At 69.3% G+C, this 21,898-nt stretch carries 23 protein-coding genes and 1 pseudogene; 7 read left to right on the top strand and 17 right to left on the bottom strand.

The window, feature by feature from the left end; genetic code table 11:
- Window positions 1–59 precede the first annotated feature (59 nt).
- From ald to AC5JJ1_RS16480, 7 genes are all read right to left on the bottom strand, one after another.
- On the bottom strand, window positions 60–1,178 hold the full coding sequence (gene ald, locus AC5JJ1_RS16510) for an alanine dehydrogenase (protein WP_495786195.1): 1,119 nt from the start codon (window positions 1,176–1,178) through the stop codon (window positions 60–62).
- A 247-nt stretch (window positions 1,179–1,425) separates the two neighbouring features.
- A complete protein-coding gene (locus tag AC5JJ1_RS16505) occupies window positions 1,426–2,148 on the bottom strand; it encodes a segregation/condensation protein A (RefSeq protein WP_495786194.1) in 723 nt (240 codons plus the stop codon).
- Entirely contained in the window at window positions 2,138–2,803 is a 666-nt protein-coding gene (locus AC5JJ1_RS16500) for a hypothetical protein (RefSeq protein ID WP_495786193.1), read from the bottom strand. Before AC5JJ1_RS16500 ends, AC5JJ1_RS16505 begins: the two co-directional genes overlap by 11 nt.
- Window positions 2,800–3,813 (bottom strand): site-specific integrase, encoded by a 1,014-nt coding sequence (locus AC5JJ1_RS16495; RefSeq protein ID WP_495786192.1) that lies wholly within the window; start codon window positions 3,811–3,813, stop codon window positions 2,800–2,802. Before AC5JJ1_RS16495 ends, AC5JJ1_RS16500 begins: the two co-directional genes overlap by 4 nt.
- Window positions 3,810–4,202, bottom strand: coding sequence for a type II toxin-antitoxin system VapC family toxin (locus AC5JJ1_RS16490; RefSeq protein WP_495786191.1), 393 nt, complete (start codon window positions 4,200–4,202; stop codon window positions 3,810–3,812). Before AC5JJ1_RS16490 ends, AC5JJ1_RS16495 begins: the two co-directional genes overlap by 4 nt.
- On the bottom strand, window positions 4,199–4,435 hold the full coding sequence (locus tag AC5JJ1_RS16485; protein ID WP_495786190.1) for a type II toxin-antitoxin system Phd/YefM family antitoxin: 237 nt from the start codon (window positions 4,433–4,435) through the stop codon (window positions 4,199–4,201). Before AC5JJ1_RS16485 ends, AC5JJ1_RS16490 begins: the two co-directional genes overlap by 4 nt.
- Before the next feature lie 1,256 nt (window positions 4,436–5,691).
- On the bottom strand, window positions 5,692–6,711 hold the full coding sequence (locus AC5JJ1_RS16480; RefSeq protein ID WP_495784737.1) for an IS110 family RNA-guided transposase: 1,020 nt from the start codon (window positions 6,709–6,711) through the stop codon (window positions 5,692–5,694).
- A 490-nt stretch (window positions 6,712–7,201) separates the two neighbouring features.
- On the opposite strand from AC5JJ1_RS16480, the gene AC5JJ1_RS16475 reads away from it, so the two are divergent.
- From AC5JJ1_RS16475 to AC5JJ1_RS16465, 3 genes are read left to right on the top strand one after another with little or no spacing between them, the layout of a single operon-like run.
- Window positions 7,202–7,999, top strand: a complete 798-nt coding sequence (locus AC5JJ1_RS16475; protein WP_495786189.1) for an HlyD family secretion protein — start codon at window positions 7,202–7,204, stop codon at window positions 7,997–7,999.
- A 5-nt stretch (window positions 8,000–8,004) separates the two neighbouring features.
- Complete coding sequence (locus tag AC5JJ1_RS16470) at window positions 8,005–9,189, top strand: FtsX-like permease family protein (RefSeq protein ID WP_495786202.1); 1,185 nt, start codon at window positions 8,005–8,007, stop codon at window positions 9,187–9,189.
- Entirely contained in the window at window positions 9,186–9,854 is a 669-nt protein-coding gene (locus tag AC5JJ1_RS16465) for an ATP-binding cassette domain-containing protein (RefSeq protein WP_495786188.1), read from the top strand. The genes AC5JJ1_RS16470 and AC5JJ1_RS16465 overlap by 4 nt, the downstream gene beginning before the upstream one ends.
- Window positions 9,855–9,944: 90 nt before the next feature.
- Here AC5JJ1_RS16465 and AC5JJ1_RS16460 read toward each other — a convergent pair whose 3' ends face one another.
- Together AC5JJ1_RS16460 and AC5JJ1_RS16455 are read right to left on the bottom strand one after the other, a co-directional pair.
- Complete coding sequence (locus tag AC5JJ1_RS16460) at window positions 9,945–11,279, bottom strand: cytochrome P450 (protein ID WP_495786187.1); 1,335 nt, start codon at window positions 11,277–11,279, stop codon at window positions 9,945–9,947.
- A complete protein-coding gene (locus AC5JJ1_RS16455) occupies window positions 11,276–12,127 on the bottom strand; it encodes an alpha/beta hydrolase family protein (protein WP_495786186.1) in 852 nt (283 codons plus the stop codon). Before AC5JJ1_RS16455 ends, AC5JJ1_RS16460 begins: the two co-directional genes overlap by 4 nt.
- Window positions 12,128–12,191: 64 nt before the next feature.
- On the opposite strand from AC5JJ1_RS16455, the gene AC5JJ1_RS16450 reads away from it, so the two are divergent.
- A complete protein-coding gene (locus AC5JJ1_RS16450; protein ID WP_495786185.1) occupies window positions 12,192–12,476 on the top strand; it encodes a hypothetical protein in 285 nt (94 codons plus the stop codon).
- A gap of 7 nt (window positions 12,477–12,483) precedes the next feature.
- On the opposite strand, the gene AC5JJ1_RS16445 is transcribed toward AC5JJ1_RS16450, so the two are convergent.
- Genes AC5JJ1_RS16445 through AC5JJ1_RS16435 form a run of 3 tightly spaced genes read right to left on the bottom strand, consistent with a single transcriptional unit; the run spans window position 12,484 to window position 15,201 of the window.
- Window positions 12,484–13,731 (bottom strand): beta-ketoacyl synthase N-terminal-like domain-containing protein, encoded by a 1,248-nt coding sequence (locus tag AC5JJ1_RS16445; RefSeq protein ID WP_495786184.1) that lies wholly within the window; start codon window positions 13,729–13,731, stop codon window positions 12,484–12,486.
- On the bottom strand, window positions 13,728–14,852 hold the full coding sequence (locus AC5JJ1_RS16440; RefSeq protein WP_495786183.1) for a beta-ketoacyl synthase N-terminal-like domain-containing protein: 1,125 nt from the start codon (window positions 14,850–14,852) through the stop codon (window positions 13,728–13,730). Before AC5JJ1_RS16440 ends, AC5JJ1_RS16445 begins: the two co-directional genes overlap by 4 nt.
- A 16-nt stretch (window positions 14,853–14,868) precedes the next feature.
- Entirely contained in the window at window positions 14,869–15,201 is a 333-nt protein-coding gene (locus AC5JJ1_RS16435; protein WP_495786182.1) for an acyl carrier protein, read from the bottom strand.
- 542 nt (window positions 15,202–15,743) lie between these two features.
- On the opposite strand from AC5JJ1_RS16435, the gene AC5JJ1_RS16430 reads away from it, so the two are divergent.
- Together AC5JJ1_RS16430 and AC5JJ1_RS16425 are read left to right on the top strand one after the other, a co-directional pair.
- Entirely contained in the window at window positions 15,744–16,376 is a 633-nt protein-coding gene (locus AC5JJ1_RS16430) for a cysteine hydrolase family protein (protein ID WP_495786201.1), read from the top strand.
- Window positions 16,377–16,433: 57 nt separating this feature from the next.
- On the top strand, window positions 16,434–16,820 hold the full coding sequence (locus AC5JJ1_RS16425) for a nuclear transport factor 2 family protein (protein ID WP_495786181.1): 387 nt from the start codon (window positions 16,434–16,436) through the stop codon (window positions 16,818–16,820).
- On the opposite strand, the gene AC5JJ1_RS16420 is transcribed toward AC5JJ1_RS16425, so the two are convergent.
- Window positions 16,814–17,425, bottom strand: coding sequence for an IS110 family transposase (locus AC5JJ1_RS16420; protein WP_495786180.1), 612 nt, complete (start codon window positions 17,423–17,425; stop codon window positions 16,814–16,816). The two genes, AC5JJ1_RS16425 and AC5JJ1_RS16420, sit on opposite strands and share 7 nt — an antisense overlap.
- 296 nt (window positions 17,426–17,721) lie before the next feature.
- On the opposite strand from AC5JJ1_RS16420, the gene AC5JJ1_RS16415 reads away from it, so the two are divergent.
- On the top strand, window positions 17,722–18,054 hold the full coding sequence (locus AC5JJ1_RS16415) for a hypothetical protein (protein WP_495786179.1): 333 nt from the start codon (window positions 17,722–17,724) through the stop codon (window positions 18,052–18,054).
- Between the two features lie 194 nt (window positions 18,055–18,248).
- Here the strand turns inward: AC5JJ1_RS16415 and AC5JJ1_RS16410 are convergent, their stop codons facing one another.
- The 4 genes and pseudogenes from AC5JJ1_RS16410 to AC5JJ1_RS16395 all read right to left on the bottom strand — a co-directional run bounded on the left by AC5JJ1_RS16410 (window position 18,249) and on the right by AC5JJ1_RS16395 (window position 21,701).
- Entirely contained in the window at window positions 18,249–18,383 is a 135-nt protein-coding gene (locus AC5JJ1_RS16410; protein ID WP_495786178.1) for a hypothetical protein, read from the bottom strand.
- Window positions 18,384–18,398: 15 nt separating this feature from the next.
- Window positions 18,399–18,590 carry a hypothetical protein gene (locus AC5JJ1_RS16405; RefSeq protein ID WP_495786177.1) on the bottom strand — a complete coding sequence of 64 codons (192 nt, stop codon included), beginning with the start codon at window positions 18,588–18,590 and terminating at the stop codon, window positions 18,399–18,401.
- A gap of 1,177 nt (window positions 18,591–19,767) precedes the next feature.
- Complete coding sequence (locus AC5JJ1_RS16400; protein WP_495786176.1) at window positions 19,768–20,058, bottom strand: transposase; 291 nt, start codon at window positions 20,056–20,058, stop codon at window positions 19,768–19,770.
- Window positions 20,059–20,488: 430 nt separating this feature from the next.
- Window positions 20,489–21,701: pseudogene (locus AC5JJ1_RS16395) on the bottom strand (IS256 family transposase).
- Window positions 21,702–21,898: the final 197 nt, after the last annotated feature.

Raw genomic sequence — 21,898 nt, 5'->3', positions numbered from 1 at the left:
CCGCCCCGGCTTGCAGCGGCGCCTTGTTCCAAAGCTCAATTCAGAAGTGCACCGCAGCGCTAGCCGCCCAGCGCCTTTGGCAATGGCAAAGCCGTCAGCCCGTGCGCCTGAGCCACCGCAGGATGGACAACATGCCCCGCATGGATGTTCAGCCCTTGTGCAAGGTATTGGTTCTCCGTCAAAGCGCGCGGGAAGCCCTTGTCAGCCAATTGCAGGATGAAGGGCAGCGTCGCGTTGTTCAGCGCGACAGCGCTGGTTCTGGCCACAGCGCCCGGCATGTTAGTGACGCAATAGTGCACCACGCCATCCACCACATAGGTCGGTTCAGCATGGGTTGTGGGGCGGGAGGTCTCGAAGCAGCCACCCTGGTCGATCGCCACATCCACCAGCACACTCCCGGTCCGCATTGCGGCGACCATAGCGCGACTCACCAACCGGGGCGCCGCAGCGCCAGGTATCAGCACGGCGCCGACGACCAGGTCGGCCTCGACCACCGCCTGTTCCACCGCCTCCGCGGTGGCGAAGACGGTGGCGACACGGCCAGCGAACTCCCGGTCTAGCGCGTCGAGTACCCGCGGGTTGCGATCCAACACCGTGACCTGGGCTCGCATCCCGGCGGCGATCCGTACGGCGTTCGAGCCGACGACACCGCCGCCGAGCACGACAATACGGCCAGGCGGAACGCCAGGCACGCCCGAGAGCAGGATGCCCGCGCCACCGGCTTCCTTCTCCAAGCAACGGGCGCCGACCTGGATGGCCATGCGGCCGGCCACCTCGCTCATCGGCGCCAGCAGTGGCAGGGCGCCCGTGGTGTCAGTCACGGTTTCATAGGCGATGGCGGTGCAGCCGCTAGCCAGCAGGCCCTCAGTCTGTGCGCGATCGGGTGCGAGATGCAGATAGGTGAACAACACCTGACCAGGGCGGAGTAGCGGCAATTCAGCCGGCTGCGGTTCCTTCACCTTGATCACGAGGTCGGCCGCGGCGAAGACCTCGGCAGCGCTCGGGGCGATGTCGGCACCGGCGGCGGCATAGGCTGCGTCGAGGAAGCCGATGCCTGCGCCAGCACCGGTTTCGACCAAGACGTGATGGCCGCGCTGCACCAGTTCCCGCACCGAGGCGGGGACCAAGCCAACGCGATATTCGTGGACTTTGACTTCCTTGGGGACACCAAGTTGCATGGCGTGCTCCGGCCCTGTTGTGCTGTTAGAGTTGATGCATCGGGATGCTTGCCCTGGAATTATGACCATCGGTAGCGGTGTGGTCAGCACCATCCGCAAAAGCCCGGACCGTGACCCTTCCCGGCGTTAGCTCATTCCAGGACAACAGCCTTGCTATTCAGGCCACTCAGTCCCAACCGGATTTCGCCGAACGCATTGTCCTGGTCGAGCGTTACGGTTCCCTCCCGGCCGAGCTCCAGCCCGGCCATCAGCGTCGTTGCCAGCGCTGCCCGCCGCTGCAGCTGTGACCGGGCCCGCTCCTCGGTGGGCGGCGGCAGGAAGCTGACAAGGTCAGCCCCTCCCCCACCGTCGGCAGCAAACCGCGCATGTGCTCCAGCGCATCCGGCACCCGCCACAGCGCCGGCGGCCGTGGCCGGTACACGCGGTCGCGGTGCGGCAGCACCAGCAGCCGCAGGCAGGCCCGCAGCAGCTCCGCCGTGTTCGCCAGCGGCGGGGCGCCGGCGCCGGAGGTTAGGGCCGGCTCCGCCTCGCCTCGGGCAAACGCCTGCCGCCCGAGCTGCGGCCGCCGCTCCAGCCAGTCCGCCAGGCGCACCGCCCACTCCCGGTCGGCCAGCCGCTGGCGCAAACCCGCCGCCTCGCGCTCCGCCTCGGCGCTCTCCGCCACCGCGGCCGGCAGCAGCAGCCGCGAGCGCAGCAGCGTCAGCCACGCTGCCATGATCAGCCAGTCCGCCAGCCGCGGCAGCGGCACCCGACCGCACTCGATGGCTGTGCTCACAAGCTCCCCGAACTGCTCAGCCAGGATGGCGACCGAGATCTGCGCCAGGTCCACCCGCTGCGCCCGCGCCAGCTCCAGCAGCAGGTCGAGCGGGCCCTCATAGGCGCCCAAGCGCAACGCCGGCACGCCGCTGTTGCCGACCGCGGCCGGCGCCGCGTCGAGGAAGGCCTCGGCGCTGTCCACCTCAGGGGTCATCGTAGTGTGGCTGCACCGCGATCTGGAGCGCCGGCCAGCGCTGGCGCAGTTGCCGTATCGCTGGCCAGGGCGTCCAGTCGGCCGACCAGAAGCCAAGCCAGAGCAGGCCGGGCTCGCGCTTGAGCGGCTGGCCGCGTTTCGGCACCGGCAGCTCAACCACATGCCGCAGGGCCTCGGTCGTGCCCCAGTTGGCCCATAGCCACGCCCGCGCCTCCGGGTGCTCCGGCCCGAGCCGGAGCACCGCCTCCGGCACCGGCAGCAGCCGGTGCAGGTCGAGCGGCGAGGCCCGGCTGTCGCCCGAGCGCTCGGCCACCAGCCGCATCCGCTCCTCGGCCGCGGTCCGCAGCTGGCCAGCCAGGATGCGGGCGCCCTCGAGGCTCAGGCTGCGCTGCAAGGGCGGCGGGGGTGCGACCAGCAGGTGGAACCAGTCCTCCTCGGCACGGCCAAGGCTGTGCTGCCAGGGTATGACGCCAGCGCCGGCCGCGGCCCCGCGGAAGGCCGCGACCTCGGCCGGATCGCCGGTGACCCGGAGGTGGTGGTACAGCCAGTCGGTATGCGCCGGCGCCATCACTTCAGCCGGCGAGGGTGTGGCCCCCTCGCTTTCCCCATTTGCCGTCTCGATCCCCGCCCGTGCCATCCCCTGGACCTTGGTCACAGGTCGAGCAGCTTGCTGGCGCTCTCGGTCACCAGCTTGGCCCGGCGCACATAGCCGCGCATGGTCTTGAGGTCGCGGTGACGGGTGTGGTCCATCACCTGCTCGTCGCGGGCGCCCGCCATATAGGCCTCGGTCACGAAGCCCGCCCGCAGCCCATGCGGCGACAGCCGCTCGGTACTATGCACCGTGATCCCGGCCGCCTTGGCCCGGCCCTTGAGAATGGTGCGGACCGCCTCGCCGCTGAGCCGGGCGTGCTCGATGTTGCCCCAGCGATCGACCTTGCGGAACACCGGGCCGTAGTCGCAGGCCGAGGCCGCGAGCCAGGCCTCCAGCGTCCGAACCGGGCAGGTCTCGGCCCGCTTGCCGCGGGTGATGCCGAGCTCGACCCCCTTGCCTTCTTGGTCGGTCTTCGAGCTCGGCAGCGTCAGGCGCAGGCCTTCGCCGGTGAAGCGCAGGTGCTCGCGGTCGATGCCGACGAGTTCGGAGCGGCGCAGCGCCCCGGCAAAGCCCAGCAGCAGCAGGGCACGATCGCGCAGGCCGGCGAGGTCGCCGCCGCAGGCGGCGACCAGCTTGCGCAGCTCGGCCGAGGTCAGCGCTGCGGCCTGACGGCGGCGGCTGCCGTGCCGACGGTAGATGCCGCGCAGCGTGGTGCGGATCGCCGGGTGGCCGGCCGACCAGTCGAGCCCGCGCAGGCGATGCTGCTGGCCAATCGCGGCGAGCCGGCGCTCGAGCGCCGAGCGCGAGTACATCCCGGCCAGCGAGGCGAGATAGGCCGCCACGGCCGCCGGCTCGGCTGGCAGCGGCTCACACCCCGTCTCCAGGCACCAGCTGCAGAAGTGCGCCCAATCGGCGGCATAGGCCCGCAGCGTCTCCGGCGCGAGCGCCTCGCGCGCATAGGCCTGGGCGGCGGCGAGGGCCGCGGCGCTGGCTGGAGCGAGGTCCCTGCCCTGCTCCGGCACCACCGCTGGCAGCCCGGCTGGGGCCGGTGCCGCATTCTCCGCCGCGCTCACCCTCCGCCATCCCGCCCGAACAGCCGCACGGCATAGGCGGCCATCTGCGGGTCGTCGCTCGCCAGCAGGAGGTCATCGACGCAGGCCTGTGCGATGAGCATGCGGTCAAAGGGATCGGCATGGTGACGTGGCAGGCCGCCAGCCTCGATGGCATGGGCGGCCGTGATCGGCAGGTGATCGAACCCAGCCTCTTCCAACACGGCATCGAGGCGCTCGAGCGGGAAGGTGAGCCGCCTCAGGGAGCGTTTGATGGCGATCTCCCACACTGACGCCGCGCTGACGAGGATGGTGTTCTGTGGCACGAGGATCGCTTCGCGCAGGCGCGGCTGTAAGCGCTCGGGCTCAGTGACGGCCCAAATGAAAATATGCGTGTCGATGAGCAGCCTCATCGCCCTTCGAATGCCTTGGCGACATCGTTCGGTAGCGGGGAATCGAAGTCGGGCCCCATCCAGACCTCGCCGGCAAGCTGGCCGAGCACACGTGGCTGCGTGCGGGCCGCAAGGGGCACCAGGCGTGCGAGTGGGCGGCCGCCCTTGGCGATGATGATCTCCTCGCCGGCTGCAGCGCGGTCCACCAAGCGCGAGAGCTGGGTCTTCGCATCGTACAGGTTGACCTGGCTCATTCCGTAACTCCTGACCAAACTTGGTCTGCCTGTATAGCTAATACCATGACCAAGGTTGGTCATTATCCCGAGTCTCCAGCCGCCTCGGGATTTTGGCGGTTATCCGCGATTGCGGCAAGCGCGGCGTCACTTGCGGTAAGGGCGCGTTTATCGCAAGAGATGGAAGGTTTAAGGCTCTCGCCCGCCCCGCATCATGCGAGGCGGGCGGGCTTTTACCGACGGCCAGGCGGGGTGAAAGGGGGGCCCGGAGGGCCAGGAGGGCCGCCGGGAGGACCACCGGGAGGGCCGGGAGGGCCACCACGGCCGGGACCGTTGTATGGCGCTGCCATGCTCCGCTTGGAAGCGGCGGCGAGCAGCAGCGTTGCAGCAGGCGCAGCCATCGCAATTTGGCCGGTCTTGGCTAGGACAGCGCGGCGCTTCGGAGCGGTAGACTGGTTCTCGTCCGGCTTAGTCATTGCACCTTCCATGATGTCACGTGGACATAACGATTGTGCCGACTTCTGCGTGCAAATATATAGATTTGTTACAAATTAACGCAACTTTGAAGGTAGTAACCAGGATGGATGCAACTACTGGTTTATCTAAGCGCCTTCGCCCAAGCCCGCATCGCCGCACCGCACATGGACAGCGGCTAACCTGCGGAGCGGGGGAGTTATCGCATGTGACTACTGCAAGCATGACCGGGTGATGCGTATCCGGAAGAATTGTGATTTGAAATGAAAGAGAGGGTGAGGAACTATCTGCGTGTTCGGTCACCCGGCCTAAACCGCCGAATGGTGGAGGCCACAGTTCGTGTCGCACTCACTTCCTGTTTCCGACCAAGCCACGCCCGCACCCGCAGTTCCACCGGCCAGTCTGCCGTCCTTGCTACTCACCTATCTCGCCGTCGGGCTCATACGAGCCGCAGCAGTTGTAGTCCTGTTGTCGCCACTGCTGATCGGCTGGCTGGTTGTTTGGCTAGTCTGGTAGGGGGGTCTTACCGCATGTGTGGATGCCCCCTGCGGGTCAAGGCGGATCTGCAGCGCTGGCACCGAGAGCACGGGTGCGGTCATGTGTGCGGCCTCTGATGCGGCCGGTCTGGCCGCGGGCCCTGATGAGCTGCGCGGAACGAGGGGCAATCAGGTGAACGCGCTTCGGGGGCGCACTGCGATAAACGGCCTCTCTCGTCACCGGCTCACCGGTCTCTCGCTGTCATCGTCGCTTCAGCACCTTGCCCCTCGCCGGGCGCGGCGCCCGGCGAGCTCGGACGCGGCCGCTTAGGCGGTCGCGGCTGTGGTGTAGGTCCCTCCTCGGGCCAGCAGGGCCCAGGCGATGCGGGCCATCTTGCTGGCCAGCGCCACAGCCGCGACCTTGAAGGGTCGCCGCGCCAGCAGGCGCGTGGCCCAGTCCGCGGCCTCCGGGCTGCGCCGGGCATAGCGCAGGCGGCTCGTGGCGCCGAGGACCAGTAGCCGGCGCAGCATGGAGTTGCCCTGCCGGGAGATCCGGCCCAGGCGCTCCTTGCCGCCGCTCGAGTGCGGCTTCGGGGTCAGGCCAAGCGAGGCCGCGAAGTGCCGCGCCGAGGCGAAACCGTGCGGATTGGGCCCCAGCGCGGCCAGGGCTGTCGCACCGATCGCCCCGATACCGGGGATGCTGGCCAGCCGCCGAGCCGTCTCGTCCTCACGGGCATGGCGGACCATGCGGCTGTCGAGCCGCTCGATGCGTCCTTCCAAGGCCTCGATCTGCGCCACCAGCTCTCCCAGCGCCTCGCGTGCCAAGTGGGGCAGCCGGGCATCGTCGCCATCGCGCACCACCGCGATCAGCTCGGCGAGCTTGCGCCCCTGCGCCGCTACGATGCCGTACTCGGCGAGATGGGAGCGCAATGCGTTGACGGTCTGGGTGCGCTGGCGCACCAGCATGTCGCGGACCTTCAGCTCCACCAGGCTCGCCTGCTGCGCCTCGGTCTTGGCCGGCACAAAGCGCATGGTCGGGCGCGTCACCGCCTCGCAGATCGCCTCGGCGTCCACCGCGTCGGTCTTGCCGCGCTTAACGTAGGGTTTCACGTAAGCCGGCGGCATGAGCCGCACGGTGTGGCCGAGGCGGGTGAGCTCGCGCGCCCAGTGGTGCGCCCCGCCGCAAGCCTCCATGCCAACCAGCGTGGGCGGCAGGGCCGCGAAGAACTCCAGCAGGGCTGACCGGCGGAGCTTCCGCCGCAGCACCACCCCGCCTGCCGCATTGACCCCATGCACCTGGAAAACGCTCTTGGCCAGGTCGAGGCCGATCGTCGTAATCTCCTCCATGGATGCCTCCTCTCCCTCGTGGTGGGGCTCAGCGCCAACCACGCTATGGCACCTCGATGCCGCAGAGCAGGGGGCACCCAACCCATCAAGTGACGCCGGGTACCAAGGCCAGGTAGACAGCTGCCGCTAAGGCGCCGCCGGACCACTTTTTTCTGCGACCTGAGATGCCGGGGTGGCCGGCCTCAATGGCGAACTATCTTGCGCTCCGTAACCGTTCCGGGGCCTTTTAGGTATCGGTCGGGTGGGGGACCAGGGTGTGTCGTTGCGGCGAAGGACGTGGCTGAGCCTCCTTGCCTGCCTGGTCCTGTTGGGGGGCTTGGCGGCGCTCGGTGCCCAACGTTGGCCGAGGGAACCCTCAGCTCAAGCCAGTCCGGGCCCGACGCCCATTTTGGTGCGTGGCCGGCTGGAGCCCTTAGACGGCGTCCTCGCGCTTGGAGCCTTTTCGTCAGCGCCGACCGTGTCACTTGGGGAGGTCCGCGCCCAGGAGGGCATGCAGGTCGCCGCCGACGAGGTCCTTGCCACATTGCAGAACCGGGCTCGGGCAGAAGCCGAAGTCGCGGCAGCACGGGCGGCGCTGGAGCTCGCCGAACGGCAGCTCGAACAGGTGCGGAAGCCCTGGCGGGACGCGACCCTCCGAGCCTTGACCGCGGCGATAGAGTCCCGTCGCGCCGACCTGGATTTGGCACAGCAGCAGATGCGCCGCACTGCCGAACTGCAGCGCGCAGGGGTCCGCGCTAACGCAGAGCGTGACACGCGCGAGGCGGAACAGCGTCGTGCCGCCTCCCTCCTGCGAGAAGCAGAGGCGCAGCTTGCGGCCGCGACCGACATATCGGAGCGCGAGGTTCGTGTCGCGGAGGCTGAGGTGACCCTGGCCGGTGCCCGCCTGACCGCCGCGACGGCCGAAGCCGAACTGAGCTTGATCCGGGCTCCTCGTAGCGGCACCGTGCTTCACGTACATGCCCATTCCGGTGAGCAAATTGGCGGCCGGACGATCCTCGAGCTCGCCGACATGACGCGCCTGAAGGCCGTGGCGGAGGTGGATGAACGGTTGCTGCCGCAGATTCGCCTCGGCGCCCGAGCGCGCGTCACGCCGCGCGGAGCGGCACGCGAATGGCCGGGCGTGGTGGCACGGATTGGCGGTGTTGTGCGGGTAGCGGACCGCGCGCCGGGCGAGGCCGCGACCGGCCGCGGCGGCCGCTTCGTCGAGGTGGAAGTCACGCTTCCCGACCTCACGGACCTGCCCCTCGTCGCAGGCCTCGAGCTGGCCATCCGCCTGGACCCGCCGTGACCGCGATGCCGCCGCGCCTACTTCGCTTCGCCATCCTGTTGGGCTGGCGGCAGATCGCCCGCCGCGCGCGACGCAGCCTAGCGGCCTTCGCCGGCGTCACCGGAGGGTTGGTCCTGGCGCTGATGCAGCTCGGCTTCCAGGATGCCCTCTACGAAAGCGCGGTGCGCATCCATCGCGTGCTGGCCGGCGAGGTCTTGGTGGCGCCGGCGGAGTTCAACGCCCTGCCCAATGCCGGCTGGTTCGAGCGCGGCGCGCTGGCGGCCGTGGAGGCGCGGCCCGAGGTCGCCGAGGTGACGACCCTTGCCGTCACCGCGCTGATGCTGCGCAATTTCGAAACCCGGCAGGTCCAGCCCCTGCTGCTGCTGACGGTCGACCCGGAGGCGCCGGCCCTGGACGCCCACGCGATCGGCGCCGACCTCGCGCTGCTTCGATTCAACGGACGGGCGCTGTGGGACCGGCGCTCGCGCCCGCGCTGGGGGGACGTGGCCGGCGCCGTCGCACGCCATGGGTCGGTGGAGCTGGAGACCGCCCTGCCGGGCCTGCTGCTGCAGGTGCCGCTGACGGTCGCCGGCACCTATGCGCTCGGCGGCAGCATCGTCTCGCTGGGCACGATGCTGGTGGCGCCGCCAACGCTCGCCGCCATCAACGGCCAGTCCTGGGAGCGGCCAAACCTGGCGGTGGTGCGGCTGCGCGCGGGGGCGGACGCCGAGGCGACCGCGCGTGCCCTGCAGGCGCTGCTGCCGCCGCATCTCGTGGCGCTGACGCGGGAGGAGCTGGTCGCGCGGGAAAAGCACTTCTGGCGCCACGACACGCCGATCGGCTTCCTCTTCGACCTCGGCGCGCTGCTCGGCTTCGCCATCTGCGCCATCTTCACCGCCCAGGTCCTGGTGCAGGTGGTGGACGAGAACCTCGCGGAATACGCGGTGCTGCGCACGCTCGACATGCCGGACCGCTTCTTCACCGCGACCATCCTGGTCTCCGGCCTGCTGGTCGCCCTGGTGGCGACGCCGCTGGCCGGGCTGCTCGCCGGCCTGCTTTACCTCCTGAGTGTCCGCGCGACCGGGCTGCCGCTGGAGATGAGCCTCGCGCGGCTTGCCGCCGTCGGCGCCCTGGCGGCCGTCGTCGCGGTGCTGGCCGGCCTCGGTACCGGGCGGCGGCTGCGGCGCGCCGACCCGGCGAGCCTGCTGTGACCGCCCCGCTGCTGGAACTGCGCGGCCTGCGCTGGGGCTATGGCGGGCCGCCCGTGCTCGACGGCGCCTCGCTGCGGCTGGCGTCCGCCGAGGTGCTGGCCCTGACCGGGCCCTCCGGGTCGGGGAAATCGACGCTGCTGGCGCTGGCCGGGCTGCTGCGACGCCCGCCGCCGGGCCAGGTGTTCCACGACGGCGAGGATGCCGGCGCTGCCTCGCCGGCCTGGGTGGCGGCACGGCGGCGGGCGCTGCGCTTCGTGTTCCAGCGGCCTTATCTCCTGCGCTCGCTCAGCGTGGTGGAGAATGTCGCGGCCGGCGCCCTGGCCGCCGCCGGGCCGGCGGCAAGGCTCGATGATCGTGCCACCGCGCTGCTGGCCGGCCTCGGCCTCGAGGGCCTCGGCGCGCGCTGGCCGGAGGCGCTGTCGGGCGGGCAGCAGCAGCGCGTGGCATTGGCACGGGCGCTGATCGGGGCGCCGCGGCTGCTGCTGGCGGACGAGCCGACCGCCTCGCTCGACGCCGCCGCGGCCACGGTCGTGGCCGAGAGCCTGCGCGCGCTCGCCACCCGCCAGGGCTGCGGCGTGCTGCTGACAACGCACGACCCCCGCATCGCCGCCATCGCCGACCGTCGGCTGGCTCTGGTCGCGGGCCGCGTCGAGCCGGCAGCGTGAGGGCTGGGCGACGATCCGCGATCATCGGATCGCGGGTCATGGGCTGGCGGCTTGTCCCGTGGCCTCGCTCCAGCCTGCGGCGATCCCGCTCTAGTCGAGCGGCAACAGGCGGCAACCGATGGCCTCGCGCGGCCGCAAGGTCATCCGACTGATCGGCATCGCTGACTCCGGCGCGAGCAGTTTGATCCGGAAGCGGCGGTTGATCTCGGCCAGGAGGAAGGGGATCTCGGCCAGCGCCAGGCCCCGTCCCGGGCAGCTCCGCGGCCCGAAGCCAAAGGGCAGGAAGGCGCCGGGCGGGATCGTTCCCTCCCGCTCCCGGCTGAAGCGGGTCGGGTCGAACGCATCCGGCCGCTCCCAGACCAGCGGATGGCGATGAATGATCCAGGGCGAGGTGACCACCAGGGTCCCCGGCGTCAGCTCGTACGCGCCGAGCGTCGCAGGCTGCGTCACGGTGCGGGTGATGAAGCCGGCCGAGGGATAGAGGCGCAGGGCCTCCAGCCCCACCTGCCGGGTCAGCGGCAGCCGCGGCAGGTCGTCCACCGTCACCGCGCGAGCCGGCGCCACCGCCGCCGCCTCCGCCCGCAGCGCCGCGGCCAGCGCCGGCTGCTCCGCCAGGATGAAGAGCGCCCAGGTCAAGGCATTGGCTGTGGTGTCGTGCCCGGCGAAGAACAGCAGCGCGACCTGGTCGATCACCTCTTGCCGGGTGAAGCCGCGGCCCGAGGCATCCCGGGCGGCGAGGATGGCGGCGAGCAGGTCCGGGGCCCCGGCCGCCGGGGCGGCGCCTGCCAGCCGGCGGTCGATGTGCCGGGCGAGAAAGCCGCGGATGTCGCGGCCGGTGGCATCGAAGTCGCCATGCGCCGGCGGCGGCGCCCCGCGGGGCTGGGCCAGCAGGGCGATTGGGTTGGTTTCCGGCGCGGCGCGCTGGAAAGCGTCGAACAGCGCGTGCAGCTCCGCCTGCTCCGCCGGTGGCAGCGGGGTGGAGAAGATGCTGCGGCAAATGATGTCGAGGACGAGGGCGTTCATCGCGGCATGGAGGTCGGCCACCCCCGTCGCCGCGGCGACGAAGGGCCGGAGCGCACCATGCAGGTGTTCCTGCAGGGCGCGGATCCGCAGCTGGCCGAAGGCGCCGTCGAGCATCGCCCGCTGCCGCCGCCATTCACCGCCCGAGGCCAGGAACAGCCCCTGCCCCATGAGCGGCGCGAAGGCGCTGACCACCTCCGGGCTGCGGGCGAAGGTCGTGCCGTCATCGCCCAGCGCCTGGCGCACCAGGGCGGGGTCGCTGGTGATGAGCACCGGCTGGCGGCGGCGCGGCGCAGCGTGCAGCGTGAGCTTCTCGTAGCACTGCACCGGCAGCATGGTCAGCAGGTCGGCATCGGTTAGGCCGAGCATGCGGCGCGGCTGCGGCGCGGGCGGGGTGTAGGTCATGCCGCCTGCGCCCCCGCGCCGGGGCGGAGCCACTCCGCCACCTGGGTCCAGTAGTCGCGGGCGCTCGGCAGGAAGGCGCCGTAATGGCCGGTGTGCGCCATGCCGATCGCGGCCGGGGTAAGGTGCGCCAAGTGCAGCGCGGCGCACGGGAAGCCGCGATGCAAGTCGGTCACCGCAGCGGGCGGGGCGATGTCGTCGTCGCTGAAGCCGGTGGCGAAAAGCGCGCCTGCCCAGTCCGACGCCCGCGGCACGAAGGCGCCGCGTCGGCGGCAGGCGAGTGCGATGTCGCGCGCCACCGCGACGGGCATGTCGCCGACCAGGCCGATGGCGCGGCCCGGGAAGTAGCCATGCACCCGCGCCGACCGCGGCACCACGACGGACCACAGGAACAGGTGCAGCAGGTTGCGCGGGAAGGGCTGGAAGCGGTGGTGCGGCGTGCCGGAAGCCACCGAGACGGCACGCAAGACGAGGTGCCGGCTCGGCGCCAGCGCGAACAGCATCAGCCCGAAGCTGTGGGCGACGAGTTGCACCTGGCGGATGCCCGGCAGCGCTGCGGCATGGCGCAGCGCAGCGTCGAGGTCGAGCCGGCCCAGGCTGTCGAGGCCACCTGCCGCCTCCGCCCGCCAGGCCGGGCCGGAGCCGCCGAAGCCGCGATGGTCGAAGCTCAACACGGCGAAGCCGCGATCGGCCAGGAACCGCGAAAAGCTGGCGTAGAGCCGGCGCGGCACCGCCAGCGCCGGGGCGATGACGATGGCGGTCTCGGCGCCGCCCGGCGGCATGGCGAGGCTGGCGGCCAGGGCCACGCCATCGCCCGTCGTCAGCTCGATGTCGCGGAGGGTTCGGGCCATGCGGCTTGCCTAGCCGGCCTTCGCAGCGGCAGCATCGCCGCCTGCAGGCGGGAGAGATGGCGCGATGCTGCGGGCCCTACAGTTCTGGAACGCGCTGCTGCGTCGGGGCCGTCCGGGCGAGTATGCCCTGCTGGCGATCCTGCTGCTGCTGCTGCCCACCATCCTGATCTGGATGGCGGTGCTGGACGGTGCCTGCTGGCTGCGCGACCGGCTGGACGGTGGCCGGCAGCCAGTCGGCCGCATCCCCCATGCGGCGACGGTCGCGGCCATCGCGCTCCTCTGCATCCCCGCCCTCGCCGGGAACCTGCTGCTGCTCGGCCTGCTGGCGGCGCGGCTGCTGGCGGCCTGAGTGGCGCTCATTCCGCCGCGCTCAGGACCAGGCAGACATTCTGACCGCCGAAGCCGAATGAGTTCGACAGGACATGCCGCGACGCCGCCGTGCGCGCCAGGTTCGGCACGACATCGAGGCCGATCTCCGGGTCCGGCCGGGCGTGGTTGATGGTCGGCGGCAGCAGTCCGTAGCGCAGCGCGAGGATGGCGACCACCGCCTCCACGGCGCCGGCAGCCGAGAGGGTGTGGCCGGTCATCGACTTGGTCGAGGAGAGCGGCGGGCAGCGCCCCTCACCGAACACCCGGCGCATCGCCAGTGCCTCGATCCGGTCATTCTCCGGCGTGCCGGTGCCATGGGCGTTGACATAGCCGATCGCCTCCGGCGCCAGGCCGGCATCGGCGATGGCCTGCGCCATGGCGCGCGCCGCCGCCGCTGCGTCCGGCGAGGAGCGGGTGAGGTGGTAGGTGTCGGCCGCCTCGCCCAGGCCGCTGACCCGGGCGAGCGGCGCCGCCCCGCGGGCGCGTGCGGCACCTGCCCTTTCCAGCACCAGCGCTGCTGCGCCCTCCCCCAGCACGAAGCCATCCCGGTCGGCGGCGAAGGGCCGGGCGGCGCCGGCGCCGAGCGCGTTGCTCATCGACAGCGCGGCCAGCAGCGAGAAGCGCACGATGGTGTCGGGGATGACCGGCGCATCTGCGGCGGCGACCAGCACGCGCGCCGCTAGGCCATCCTGGATCAGCTCCGCGCCGATCTGGATGGCGGTGGCGCCGGTCGAGCAGGCGGTGTTCACCGTGACCGGCGCGCCAGTGCAGCCATGCGCAGCGGCGAGCGCGGCGGCGACCTGGTCCACCGAATGCTCCGCGTAGAGTGCAGCATGCTCCGGGCCGGTGGCGGCAACCAGCCCGGCATAGTCGACCGGCGCTCCGCCGCCGACCGCGATGGCGTGGCCCAGCCGCTCCGCCCAGGCGGTCTCGAGCGGCGGCAGGCCGAGGATCAGCGGCGCATCGGCCGCGTCTTCGGGCAGCCCGGCGCCGCGCAGCGCCTCCGCCATCACCCTCCCGGCCAGCGCCCGGGTGCGCCCGGCATAGGAGAGCTGGTCGAGGTCCGCATAGCCCGCCGTGGCGCCGATGGCGACGCGCAGCCCCGCCGTGTCGAAGCGGGTGATCGGGCGAATGCCGGAGCGGCCAGCAGCCAGCGCCGCCCAGCTGCCGGGCAGGTCCGGCGCCATGGCCGTGGCGAGGCCCATGCCGGTGACCCAGACCTCCGGCCGCGTCATGGCGCGATCCGCTCCAGCCGGGCGAGGCCGGCGCCGAGGCGATGGCCGAGGCCGGTGACGAGAAGACTGTTCAGCGGCCCGGGCCGGGGCTCCGGCGGATCGTCCGGCTGCGCGGGCCACAGCCTGTCATCCCCCAGGGCGAGGGCCGCGAGCGCCAGGCCGAGCGGGAAGGCAGCCTCCATGGCATGGCCAAGGAGTGCGGCGATGCTGCGCCACGGTTGGGAGGATGGCAGCGCCGCCAGCTCCTCCGCCCGGGCCGACGAGGCACCGCTGCCGGCGGAGAGGATGGCGCTGGCGGGCGCCGCCTCCGCCAGCCATCCGGCCAAGGTGGCGGTGCGGTCGCCACCATGCTGCAGCCTGACCCCGGCGAGCCGCGCAAGCGGCGCCGCGTCGCGCGCCGCGGCATGCTCGGCGCGCTCCAGCACCAGGAAGGCCGCTGCGGAGCCCAGCACCATGCCACCCTCTGCCGCGATGCGGTCCAGACTGCCGGCCGCCCGGAAGAACAGCAGGATGTCCTCGCGCTCGGCGATGAAGGCGCCGCCGACCAGCGCCACCTCTGCCCGCCCCGACGCCAGCAGCCGCACCGCGCCCTGGACCGCGGCCATGCCGGCGGGCTCTTCCCCGATCATGGTGCGGGACCGGCCGCCGACGCCGAACAGGATGGAGATGTTGCCCGCCAACAGGTTCGGCAGCTGGGACAGGAAGAGGCTCGGGCGCGTCCCCGTCGCTAGGCGCGCGTTCAACCCGGCTTGCCCGGCATGCTGCTGCGGCTCGGCCAGGATGGCATGGTCGAAGGCGATGTCGCGCTCGCCGCCCATGGCGCCAACCAGGACCGCGGCGCTGCTGAGGATGTCCCGGCGGCCAAGCAGCCCGGCCTCCGCCAGCGCATCCCCGGCGGCGCAGATGCCGAGGGATTGCACGCTGCCGAGCCGCTTCTGCTCCATCCGGCTCGGGACGTAACGGCCGAGATCAACCGGTGCTGCCGGCACGACGGGGATGCCGAGCAGGCACCGCCTCGGCGCCGGAATGCCGCCGGCAAGGGCCGCGGCATGGGGCGGGATGCCTTGCCCGAACCCGGAGGCCAGGCCGATGCCGGTGACCCAGATGCCGGGCAGCGGCACGCGCGCGGCCTCTGGCTCAGGCGGGCCGGTTGCGGACCAGGTCTTCGACCTGCCGGACGACATTCTTCATCAGGAATGCCTCCTTGGCATCGAGCAGGCCGGAATTGATGTCGTTGATCCAGGATTCGAAGGGGATCTTGATCCTGAGCCGCGTGTCGAGCGCGAAGCAGAGGTCGATGAAGGCGAGGCTGTCGAGGCCGAAGTCGTCGGCCAGGTTGCTCTCGGGCGTGATCGCCTCACGGGCCACGTCGCATTCCTCGACCAAAGCCTGGGCGACAACGGCAAAAACGTCGATTGTCGTATCGGAATTCGGCGCGGTGGCGGAAGATGACATGGCGAGCCCGATCATCGCTGCAATCGTAACAGTATCAGGCCTTAATGTAACAGACGCAACAAAAAGGGTGCGAAACTCCGGAAATGGAATGCGGACGCCTGTAACTCATGCGTGATCTGCGGGTCTGACAACGGTCCCCCCAACGGAGGCACCGGACCTTGCAGCGGTCAGCCCTGGTCGCCTGGCCTATTCCGAATGCTCGCACCAAAGCCAACCGCAGCGGGCGAGCCGAAATACGAGCTGCGACTGATCCACTGGGAAGCAGTCCTTATCGCATGTGTGGAGGCCCCTTATGGGTCGAGGCGGATCTGCACCTTGATCCTGAGTGCTTGATGGCCCAGGTCACGTCTGGAGTCTTCCGGCGCGTAACTTAACATACACGCGGAGCGTTCCGACAAATGGCTCCTCGTCTTCGCTATGGAGGCGCTACCATGCTCGCTCAGTGCCGGGGGCCGGCGCGGAGCGGGAGGGGCACGCACATGCCGTCGGAAAGCCGCCTGATCACTCTCGACGCCCGGCCCGAGCCGGTGCGAATGGAAACCGGCTGAGCCGCTGTCCTGGTCATAGACATGCAGAACGACTTCGGTGCCCGCGGCGGCATGTTCGACCGTGGCAGCATCGACATCAAGCCCATCCAGAGCGCCATTAATCCAACCGTTCGGGTGCTGGACGCGGCGCGCGCGGCTGGCTTGCCGATCGTCTACATCGTCATGCAGTTCCGCCCTGACCTGTCCGATGCAGGCGCCCCGGATTCACCCAACCGGATCAAGAACGCTCCCCTGGGGCTCGGTGCTGATGTGCCTGCGCCGGACGGGCGTGCCGGGCGCATTCTCGTCGAGGGCACCTGGAACACCGAGATACTGCCCGCGCTTGCACCACACCCGGGCGACCTCATGGTTCCAAAGAACTACTACAGCGGCTTCTTCGAAACCGACCTCGACTCCCTTCTCCGCGCCCGGGACGTACGGCACCTCCTGGTGACCGGTTGCACGACGAGCATCTGCGTAGAGTCCACGGTGCGGGACGCCATGTTCCGTGGCTACCACTGCGTGGTGTTGGAGGATTGCACCGGGGAGCCGATTGGGGCGGACCTGCTACGGAGCAACCACGAGGCATCGCTCCTCAACATCCAACTACTCGTCGGCTGGGTGTCAGACGCAGGTCGATTTGCCGAGGCGCTGGACCGCTAGCGCCCAGCCCTGCCGACCTCGTCACCGCCGGTAGTGAACATCCTCCGGGAGAATCAGATGGCGCAGAAGCCGAGTGTGCAGTTGCTGAAGGATATCCTCGCCGCCTTCAACAGCCGTGACATAGACAAGGTGATGGCCTTCTTCGCCGAGGACTGCGTTCTTGAAACCCCACGCGGTGCCGATCGGTGGGGACGGCGCTTCGAAGGGGCCGCTGCGGTCCGTGAAGGGTTGCAAAGGCGTTTCACCGGCATGCCAGATGTCACCTACACGGATGACAGCCACTACGTGGATGGCGACAGCGGTATGTCGAAATGGACAATTCGTGGGACCGATGCCGTAACTGACCAGAAGGTGGAAGCTAATGGCTGTGATTTTTTCACATTCCGCAATGGTCTGGTTGTCAGGAAGGACAGCTACTGGAAGATAATCGACCGGAGTCATTGATGCAGTTCGGTCGTCAGTAAAGTTAGCCAGAAGGTTTTCTTGATACTTGAGCTCCTGCTGGCCCACCGCTCGCTGATCGTCGCGTTACCCTCCGCCAGGGCCTCGGCGCGACAGACCAGGGCATCGGTGTTGCCTAGTCCGCCGATCATGCCAAAGGTCTTCAGCAGGCCGCGGATCTGCCCATCCAGCTCTACCCGGATCTCCACCAGGCGACGTCGAGCCGCGAGCAGGGCCAGGCGCTCGTGCGCGGTGAAGCTCTTGGCGGTGACGGCACGGTACCACCCCATGCGCAGCATCTCAGCCAGGCCACGAGCGTCGCTACGGTCCGACTTGGTCGGCCGCATCGAGAGCGCGGCATGGGCATGCCGAGCGTCCATCAGCACCACTGGCAGGTCCGCTGCCTCGAGCACAAGGTACAGCCAGGGCGAGGTGGCGCCAGTTTCGAGCCCCAGGCGGACCAACTGCGGCGCCTCACGGCGGAGCAGCGTGATCAGCGCGGCCGGCTCCGCGGCAACCCTGCCCTCGAAGGTCACGGCGCCTTTGCCGTCGGTCACGCAGACGCTGATCTCCTTCAGCGACACGTCCAGCGCAACATACTGCTCCATGGCGGCTCCTCCCGAGATGGTATGCCCGGGCTGATCCTAACCAGCAGGGCGTCGGAGACGCTGCCCGCCCGATTACCCCATGTTTGACAAAGGTTGTAGACCACAACGGATAGCGTCGCGTGGCGATGACAGGCCCAAGATTTTGCAGTGCCTGACATTTCTCAAACGGACTCTGAGATTCGTCCAGCACCGCTCTGGCCCGCGACATCAGCAGCGACAAGCAGACCTAATTTGGGTGGTTCCCTTTCGCCGGTGCTTTGGCCGATGGTGCTACGATCGAACAGCAGGTGGCACCCATGACCTCGGATCCAGTTGGCCTTCCCGTGCAGCGGCGCGACCAGCTTGACGAGCTGCGGGGCGAAATCCATGCACTGAAGGGCATTCTAGCCATTCTGATTGCCCATATCTCGCTCCTCACGCGCGCTCCGCTCGCGAAGCGGGACGAGATACTGAGTACCCTTCACGCGATGCTGCCTGCAGCATTGGCGCAGATTGAGCATGACGCCCCACCGGCAGCAGCAGCTGGCTTCGAGCGGGCCATTGAGACGGTAACGCACATGGCACTCAACGCCGTCCGCATAGAGCCCACGGCACCAATGCAGCAGGATCCGCCCGGGGCTAGCCGCTAACCGAGCGTAGTGAGCTAGCGCAGGCTTCGGCTTTGGCTGGCGCATGCCCTCACCTCGCCTTCGGCACCGCCCGCATGTAGCTCGGCAGCCGCCTCTCACTAAGCCACAAATTCATTAACGGCGTAATGGTGCCAACAGAACCGAAAGGGCGCCCGGAGGCGCCCTGCCATTAAGGCTCATGTCAGTGGTATCGGTCAGGTACGCGGTGGGCCCATGGTACCGGCGAGGGCCGAGTTGGTGTTCGGCGCCGCTTCGTAGACCACCTGCAGGTTCTCGCCGCCGCCGATGATGTGGGCGACGAGGCCGCTCGAGGCTTGGCCCGTACTCATCGGCGCATAGACCACCTAGCGGTCCTCGCCGCCACCGACCAGGGAGGCGATACCGCGCCCGGCGAGGTTGTGGCTCGGCTGCGTGTAGACAACCTGGGCGTCGTCGCCGCCGCCGACCAGGCGGGGGCCGTTCTGTTGCGCCTGCGCGATGCTGCTGATGCCGAGGGCCAGGGTCGCGGCCAGGGCCAGGCTGTGCTTGCGGATCATGGGGCTCTCCTCTGTGTCTCGCTGTGCCGCGGGATGCGGCCTTGGCTGATGGGAGGACCCTAAGTCTTGGCGCCCGGGCGTGCCGTTCGTCGCTTGCGCCGAGTGTCGCCGGCTTGCGCTCACTGCGCCGCAGGTGGCCGCATTGACTGACCAATGGTCATGCTTCTGGACGCCGTGCAGCAAGGCGGACTGAGGCCTCGTCCGCGGCTTCGCTCAACCGGCGCCCAGCAATGGATCGGGCCCTCCGGTTGCAGAAGCAGCAAGCCGCATCGCATCACCCCGGAGTGCGTCATGACGGATCCACTTATCTTCCCCATCGTCGGCGCCGGTGCCCCGGGTCGGGCGGGGTTGAGGCATTAAGCGGGGGCCTTTGCACCCATCCCGCCGGCGGAATGGAATCGCACCTTTGCGGGACGCAGGCGTTGACCCGTCATGCTGAACGAAGATTGCTTAAACATCCGCCTTGGCGATTACTTCGATCGTCACCGGGAGCTCCGTCCCGAGGCTGCCGCCGATGCGGCCAGTGATGAGGCTGACGCCTCTCCGGACGACACTGAGAGTAGCAGGTAGTACGAGGTAGGCTTAGCTCGAGTTTGGCCATTCAGGCGGCGTGGTAGATGGTGTAAGCCAAGGCGCGTTGGAGTGCCGGGGGGGTTCGCGACATGGCGATTGCGCCGTGACATGAGTAAGCCCTGCTCGCGACAGATGTGACGTCGCACGGCGGCGAGGGTGTCGCTTAAGGTCGGGCGTTTCTTACGGTACCAGGCGCTGCTGGCTGCGGCCTCTCGCTCTGAGGGCCTGAGCTGCGCGGCCAGGAGGGTGACGAGGGAGAACAGTGCGCGCAGGCATAGCGTGGTGCGGGCGATGGCTAGGTCCGACCACTGCCGCCCGGTTTCGACACCAAGATGCGCCCTGGTTTCCTGGAAGGTAGCCTCCAGCTGCCAGCGCTGGACGAACCAGCCCGGGATTTGATCGGGCGTGCGGTGTAGGTCGGTGCACAGCAGAGCCTGCGGGGTGAGCCGCTGCTAGGGATCGCAGATCGACACCCAGCGGATCGGCACGATGGGCATACCGCCGTGACGCCAGACGGCGGTTGCGGTGCAGATTTCGACCTCGCGCTCGCCTTCGCCATACCAGCCCCGGACCATGACTGGCTGCCAGCGCGTGTGGGTGCCCCTCAGCACCTCGGACAGGTGCGGGAGCCGGCCGCCCTTGGTGCGGGGCCGCGGTTGGTTCCGGGTCGCCGGGGCGGCGCCGGGTCGTAGAGCGCGGCGTCTAGCCGTCGGCGCGTGATGCCGGTAACCTTGTGACGGGCGAGAGCGGACAGCAGCTCCAGGGCGGCAAAGCCGCTGTCACCGACCACCACGATCTCCCGCCCAGGCAGCCATCGACGGGCCTGCACCGCCAGCTGGCGTGCCCAGTCGGTGAGCTTTTTGTGCCGAAGGCCGCGCAGTGTGGCAGGCCACAAGCCGGAACCGATGCGATTGCGACAACGTGGACAATCTGTTAATTGCGATTGACTCGCAATCTCAGGAGATGCTACGTGTCACGCCTGACCTGTAGAGAGTTTCAAGTGTGGCTGCCTTCCAGAGCCATGATTTGGGTCCTGCAGGCACTGCCGGGCATCCCCTTGATGCTTCCGTTCGGCCCCGCCATCGCGCAAGACCAGCCGGCACCGGTCGCCCTAGAGCTACCCCAGCTCAACGTGACGAGCGCGGGAGAGAGCGCCTTTGGCCCAATCCAAGGATATCGTGCTACCCGATCCTCGACCGCTACGCGGACCGACACACCGATACGCGATGTGCCCCAAGGCATCACCGTGCTGCCACGCGAGTTGCTCGACGACGATTATGCCCCGCGGCGTGATGTAACAGCGTCAATCCCCGGCCAGGCCGAGATCAGGCCGCCACACCAGGCAGACTGACGCGCGGAGCGTCGCTGAGGATGGCGAGGCTTTCAAGGGACATGTAGCGGCGACTTACAGCCCACTCGTCATTTTGCTCGAGCATGAGAGCACCAACGAGCCTGACGATGGCAGCCGCGTTCGGGAATATGCCAACCACATCGGTGCGGCGCTTGATCTCGCCATTGAGCCGCTCGATGGAGTTGGTGCTGGCGATCTGCGGCCAGTGCTCACGCGGGAACGCCATATAGGCGAGGACATCATCGCGTGCACCGTCCATCAGTTCGGCCAGCTTTGGGGCCCGCTCGCGCAGCGCGTCGGCGACGTTGTTCCACTGCGCGCGAGCGTCCGCTGCGGTCTCCTGGGCAAAGATGGTTTTCAGCATGGCCACCACGGCCGGGCGCTGCTTGGCCGGCACATGCGCCAAGGCACTCCTCATCCAGTGCACGCGACACCGCTGCAGGCTGGCATGGAACACCTTGGAGGCGGCAGCGCGCAGGCCCTTATGGTCATCGGCGATCACCAGCTTGACCCCGCGCAGGCCACGGTCGGCCAGCGAGCGCAGGAACCCCTTCCAGAAGACCTCCGCCTCCGAGACGCCGGTGGCCACGCCAAGCACTTCACGCCGGCCATCGGTGTTCACCCCAACAGCGATTATCGTCGTCGTTGAGACAATGCGCCCGCCCTCCCGAGCCTTCACATAGGTCGCGTCGATCCAGAGATAGGGCCACTCGCCCTCGAGTGGGCGGGTGAGGAAGGCGTTCACCCGTCCGTCGATCTCCTCCACCAGCCGGCTCACCTCGCTCTTGGAGATGCCCGACCCGCCCATCGCCTTGACCAGGTCGTCGACGGCCCGGGTGGAGACGCCGTGGATGTAGGCCTCCTGAATGACCGCCGTCAGCGCCGTCTCGGCCGTGCGCCGGGGCTCCAGGGTCGAAGGCACTGCCTTCGACGGGGAAGTAGGAGCCCCGGCGCAGCCGGGGTATTGCCAGCTCGATCCGTCCCGCCCTGGTCTCCCAGCCCCGCTCGCGGTAGCCGTTCCTCTGCACCACGCGGACCGGGTCGCGCACCCCGTGCGCCGCGCCGGCGCGGACCTGCACCTCGGCCTCCATCAGCCGCTCGGCGGCAAAGCCCAGCATCTCGCGCACCAAGTCCGCATCGGCACTCTTTTCGATCAGCTCCAGCAGCGCCATCTTCTCGTCGGTCATCGTCGTCTCCGTACTCCAGGTTCTGGCTCGCAACTCGAACCATAGCCGGAGATCGACGGTGGCCACCCCATCCGGGTGGCCCACGCTGTGGATAAGTGGCCTGCCTCCGCTCAACCCTCAATGGTCGCTCCGGCAGGCCACTTAGTCGGCCCTGAACAACTCTTAACCCACTGATCTGCTTGCAGGCTTCGTCGGTT

The sequence above is a fragment of the Belnapia sp. genome (genome assembly GCF_059504005.1).
The sequence above is the reverse complement of the archived record's forward strand: the minus strand, read 5'-3'. Positions and strand labels throughout refer to the sequence as shown.

Bases quoted from the DNA above. Each gene is read 5' to 3' on its own strand.
- ald (WP_495786195.1), bottom strand. From the start codon at position 1,178: ATGCAACTTGGTGTCCCCAAGGAAGTCAAAGTCCACGAATATCGCGTT.
- AC5JJ1_RS16505 (WP_495786194.1), bottom strand. From the start codon at position 2,148: ATGACCCCTGAGGTGGACAGCGCCGAGGCCTTCCTCGACGCGGCGCCG.
- AC5JJ1_RS16490 (WP_495786191.1), bottom strand. From the start codon at position 4,202: ATGAGGCTGCTCATCGACACGCATATTTTCATTTGGGCCGTCACTGAG.
- AC5JJ1_RS16485 (WP_495786190.1), bottom strand. From the start codon at position 4,435: ATGAGCCAGGTCAACCTGTACGATGCGAAGACCCAGCTCTCGCGCTTG.
- AC5JJ1_RS16480 (WP_495784737.1), bottom strand. From the start codon at position 6,711: ATGGAGGAGATTACGACGATCGGCCTCGACCTGGCCAAGAGCGTTTTC.
- AC5JJ1_RS16475 (WP_495786189.1), top strand. From the start codon at position 7,202: ATGCAGGTCGCCGCCGACGAGGTCCTTGCCACATTGCAGAACCGGGCT.
- AC5JJ1_RS16470 (WP_495786202.1), top strand. From the start codon at position 8,005: ATGCCGCCGCGCCTACTTCGCTTCGCCATCCTGTTGGGCTGGCGGCAG.
- AC5JJ1_RS16460 (WP_495786187.1), bottom strand. From the start codon at position 11,279: ATGACCTACACCCCGCCCGCGCCGCAGCCGCGCCGCATGCTCGGCCTA.
- AC5JJ1_RS16455 (WP_495786186.1), bottom strand. From the start codon at position 12,127: ATGGCCCGAACCCTCCGCGACATCGAGCTGACGACGGGCGATGGCGTG.
- AC5JJ1_RS16450 (WP_495786185.1), top strand. From the start codon at position 12,192: ATGCTGCGGGCCCTACAGTTCTGGAACGCGCTGCTGCGTCGGGGCCGT.
- AC5JJ1_RS16445 (WP_495786184.1), bottom strand. From the start codon at position 13,731: ATGACGCGGCCGGAGGTCTGGGTCACCGGCATGGGCCTCGCCACGGCC.
- AC5JJ1_RS16435 (WP_495786182.1), bottom strand. From the start codon at position 15,201: ATGATCGGGCTCGCCATGTCATCTTCCGCCACCGCGCCGAATTCCGAT.
- AC5JJ1_RS16425 (WP_495786181.1), top strand. From the start codon at position 16,434: ATGGCGCAGAAGCCGAGTGTGCAGTTGCTGAAGGATATCCTCGCCGCC.
- AC5JJ1_RS16420 (WP_495786180.1), bottom strand. From the start codon at position 17,425: ATGGAGCAGTATGTTGCGCTGGACGTGTCGCTGAAGGAGATCAGCGTC.
- AC5JJ1_RS16415 (WP_495786179.1), top strand. From the start codon at position 17,722: ATGACCTCGGATCCAGTTGGCCTTCCCGTGCAGCGGCGCGACCAGCTT.
- AC5JJ1_RS16410 (WP_495786178.1), bottom strand. From the start codon at position 18,383: ATGAGTACGGGCCAAGCCTCGAGCGGCCTCGTCGCCCACATCATCGGC.
- AC5JJ1_RS16405 (WP_495786177.1), bottom strand. From the start codon at position 18,590: ATGATCCGCAAGCACAGCCTGGCCCTGGCCGCGACCCTGGCCCTCGGC.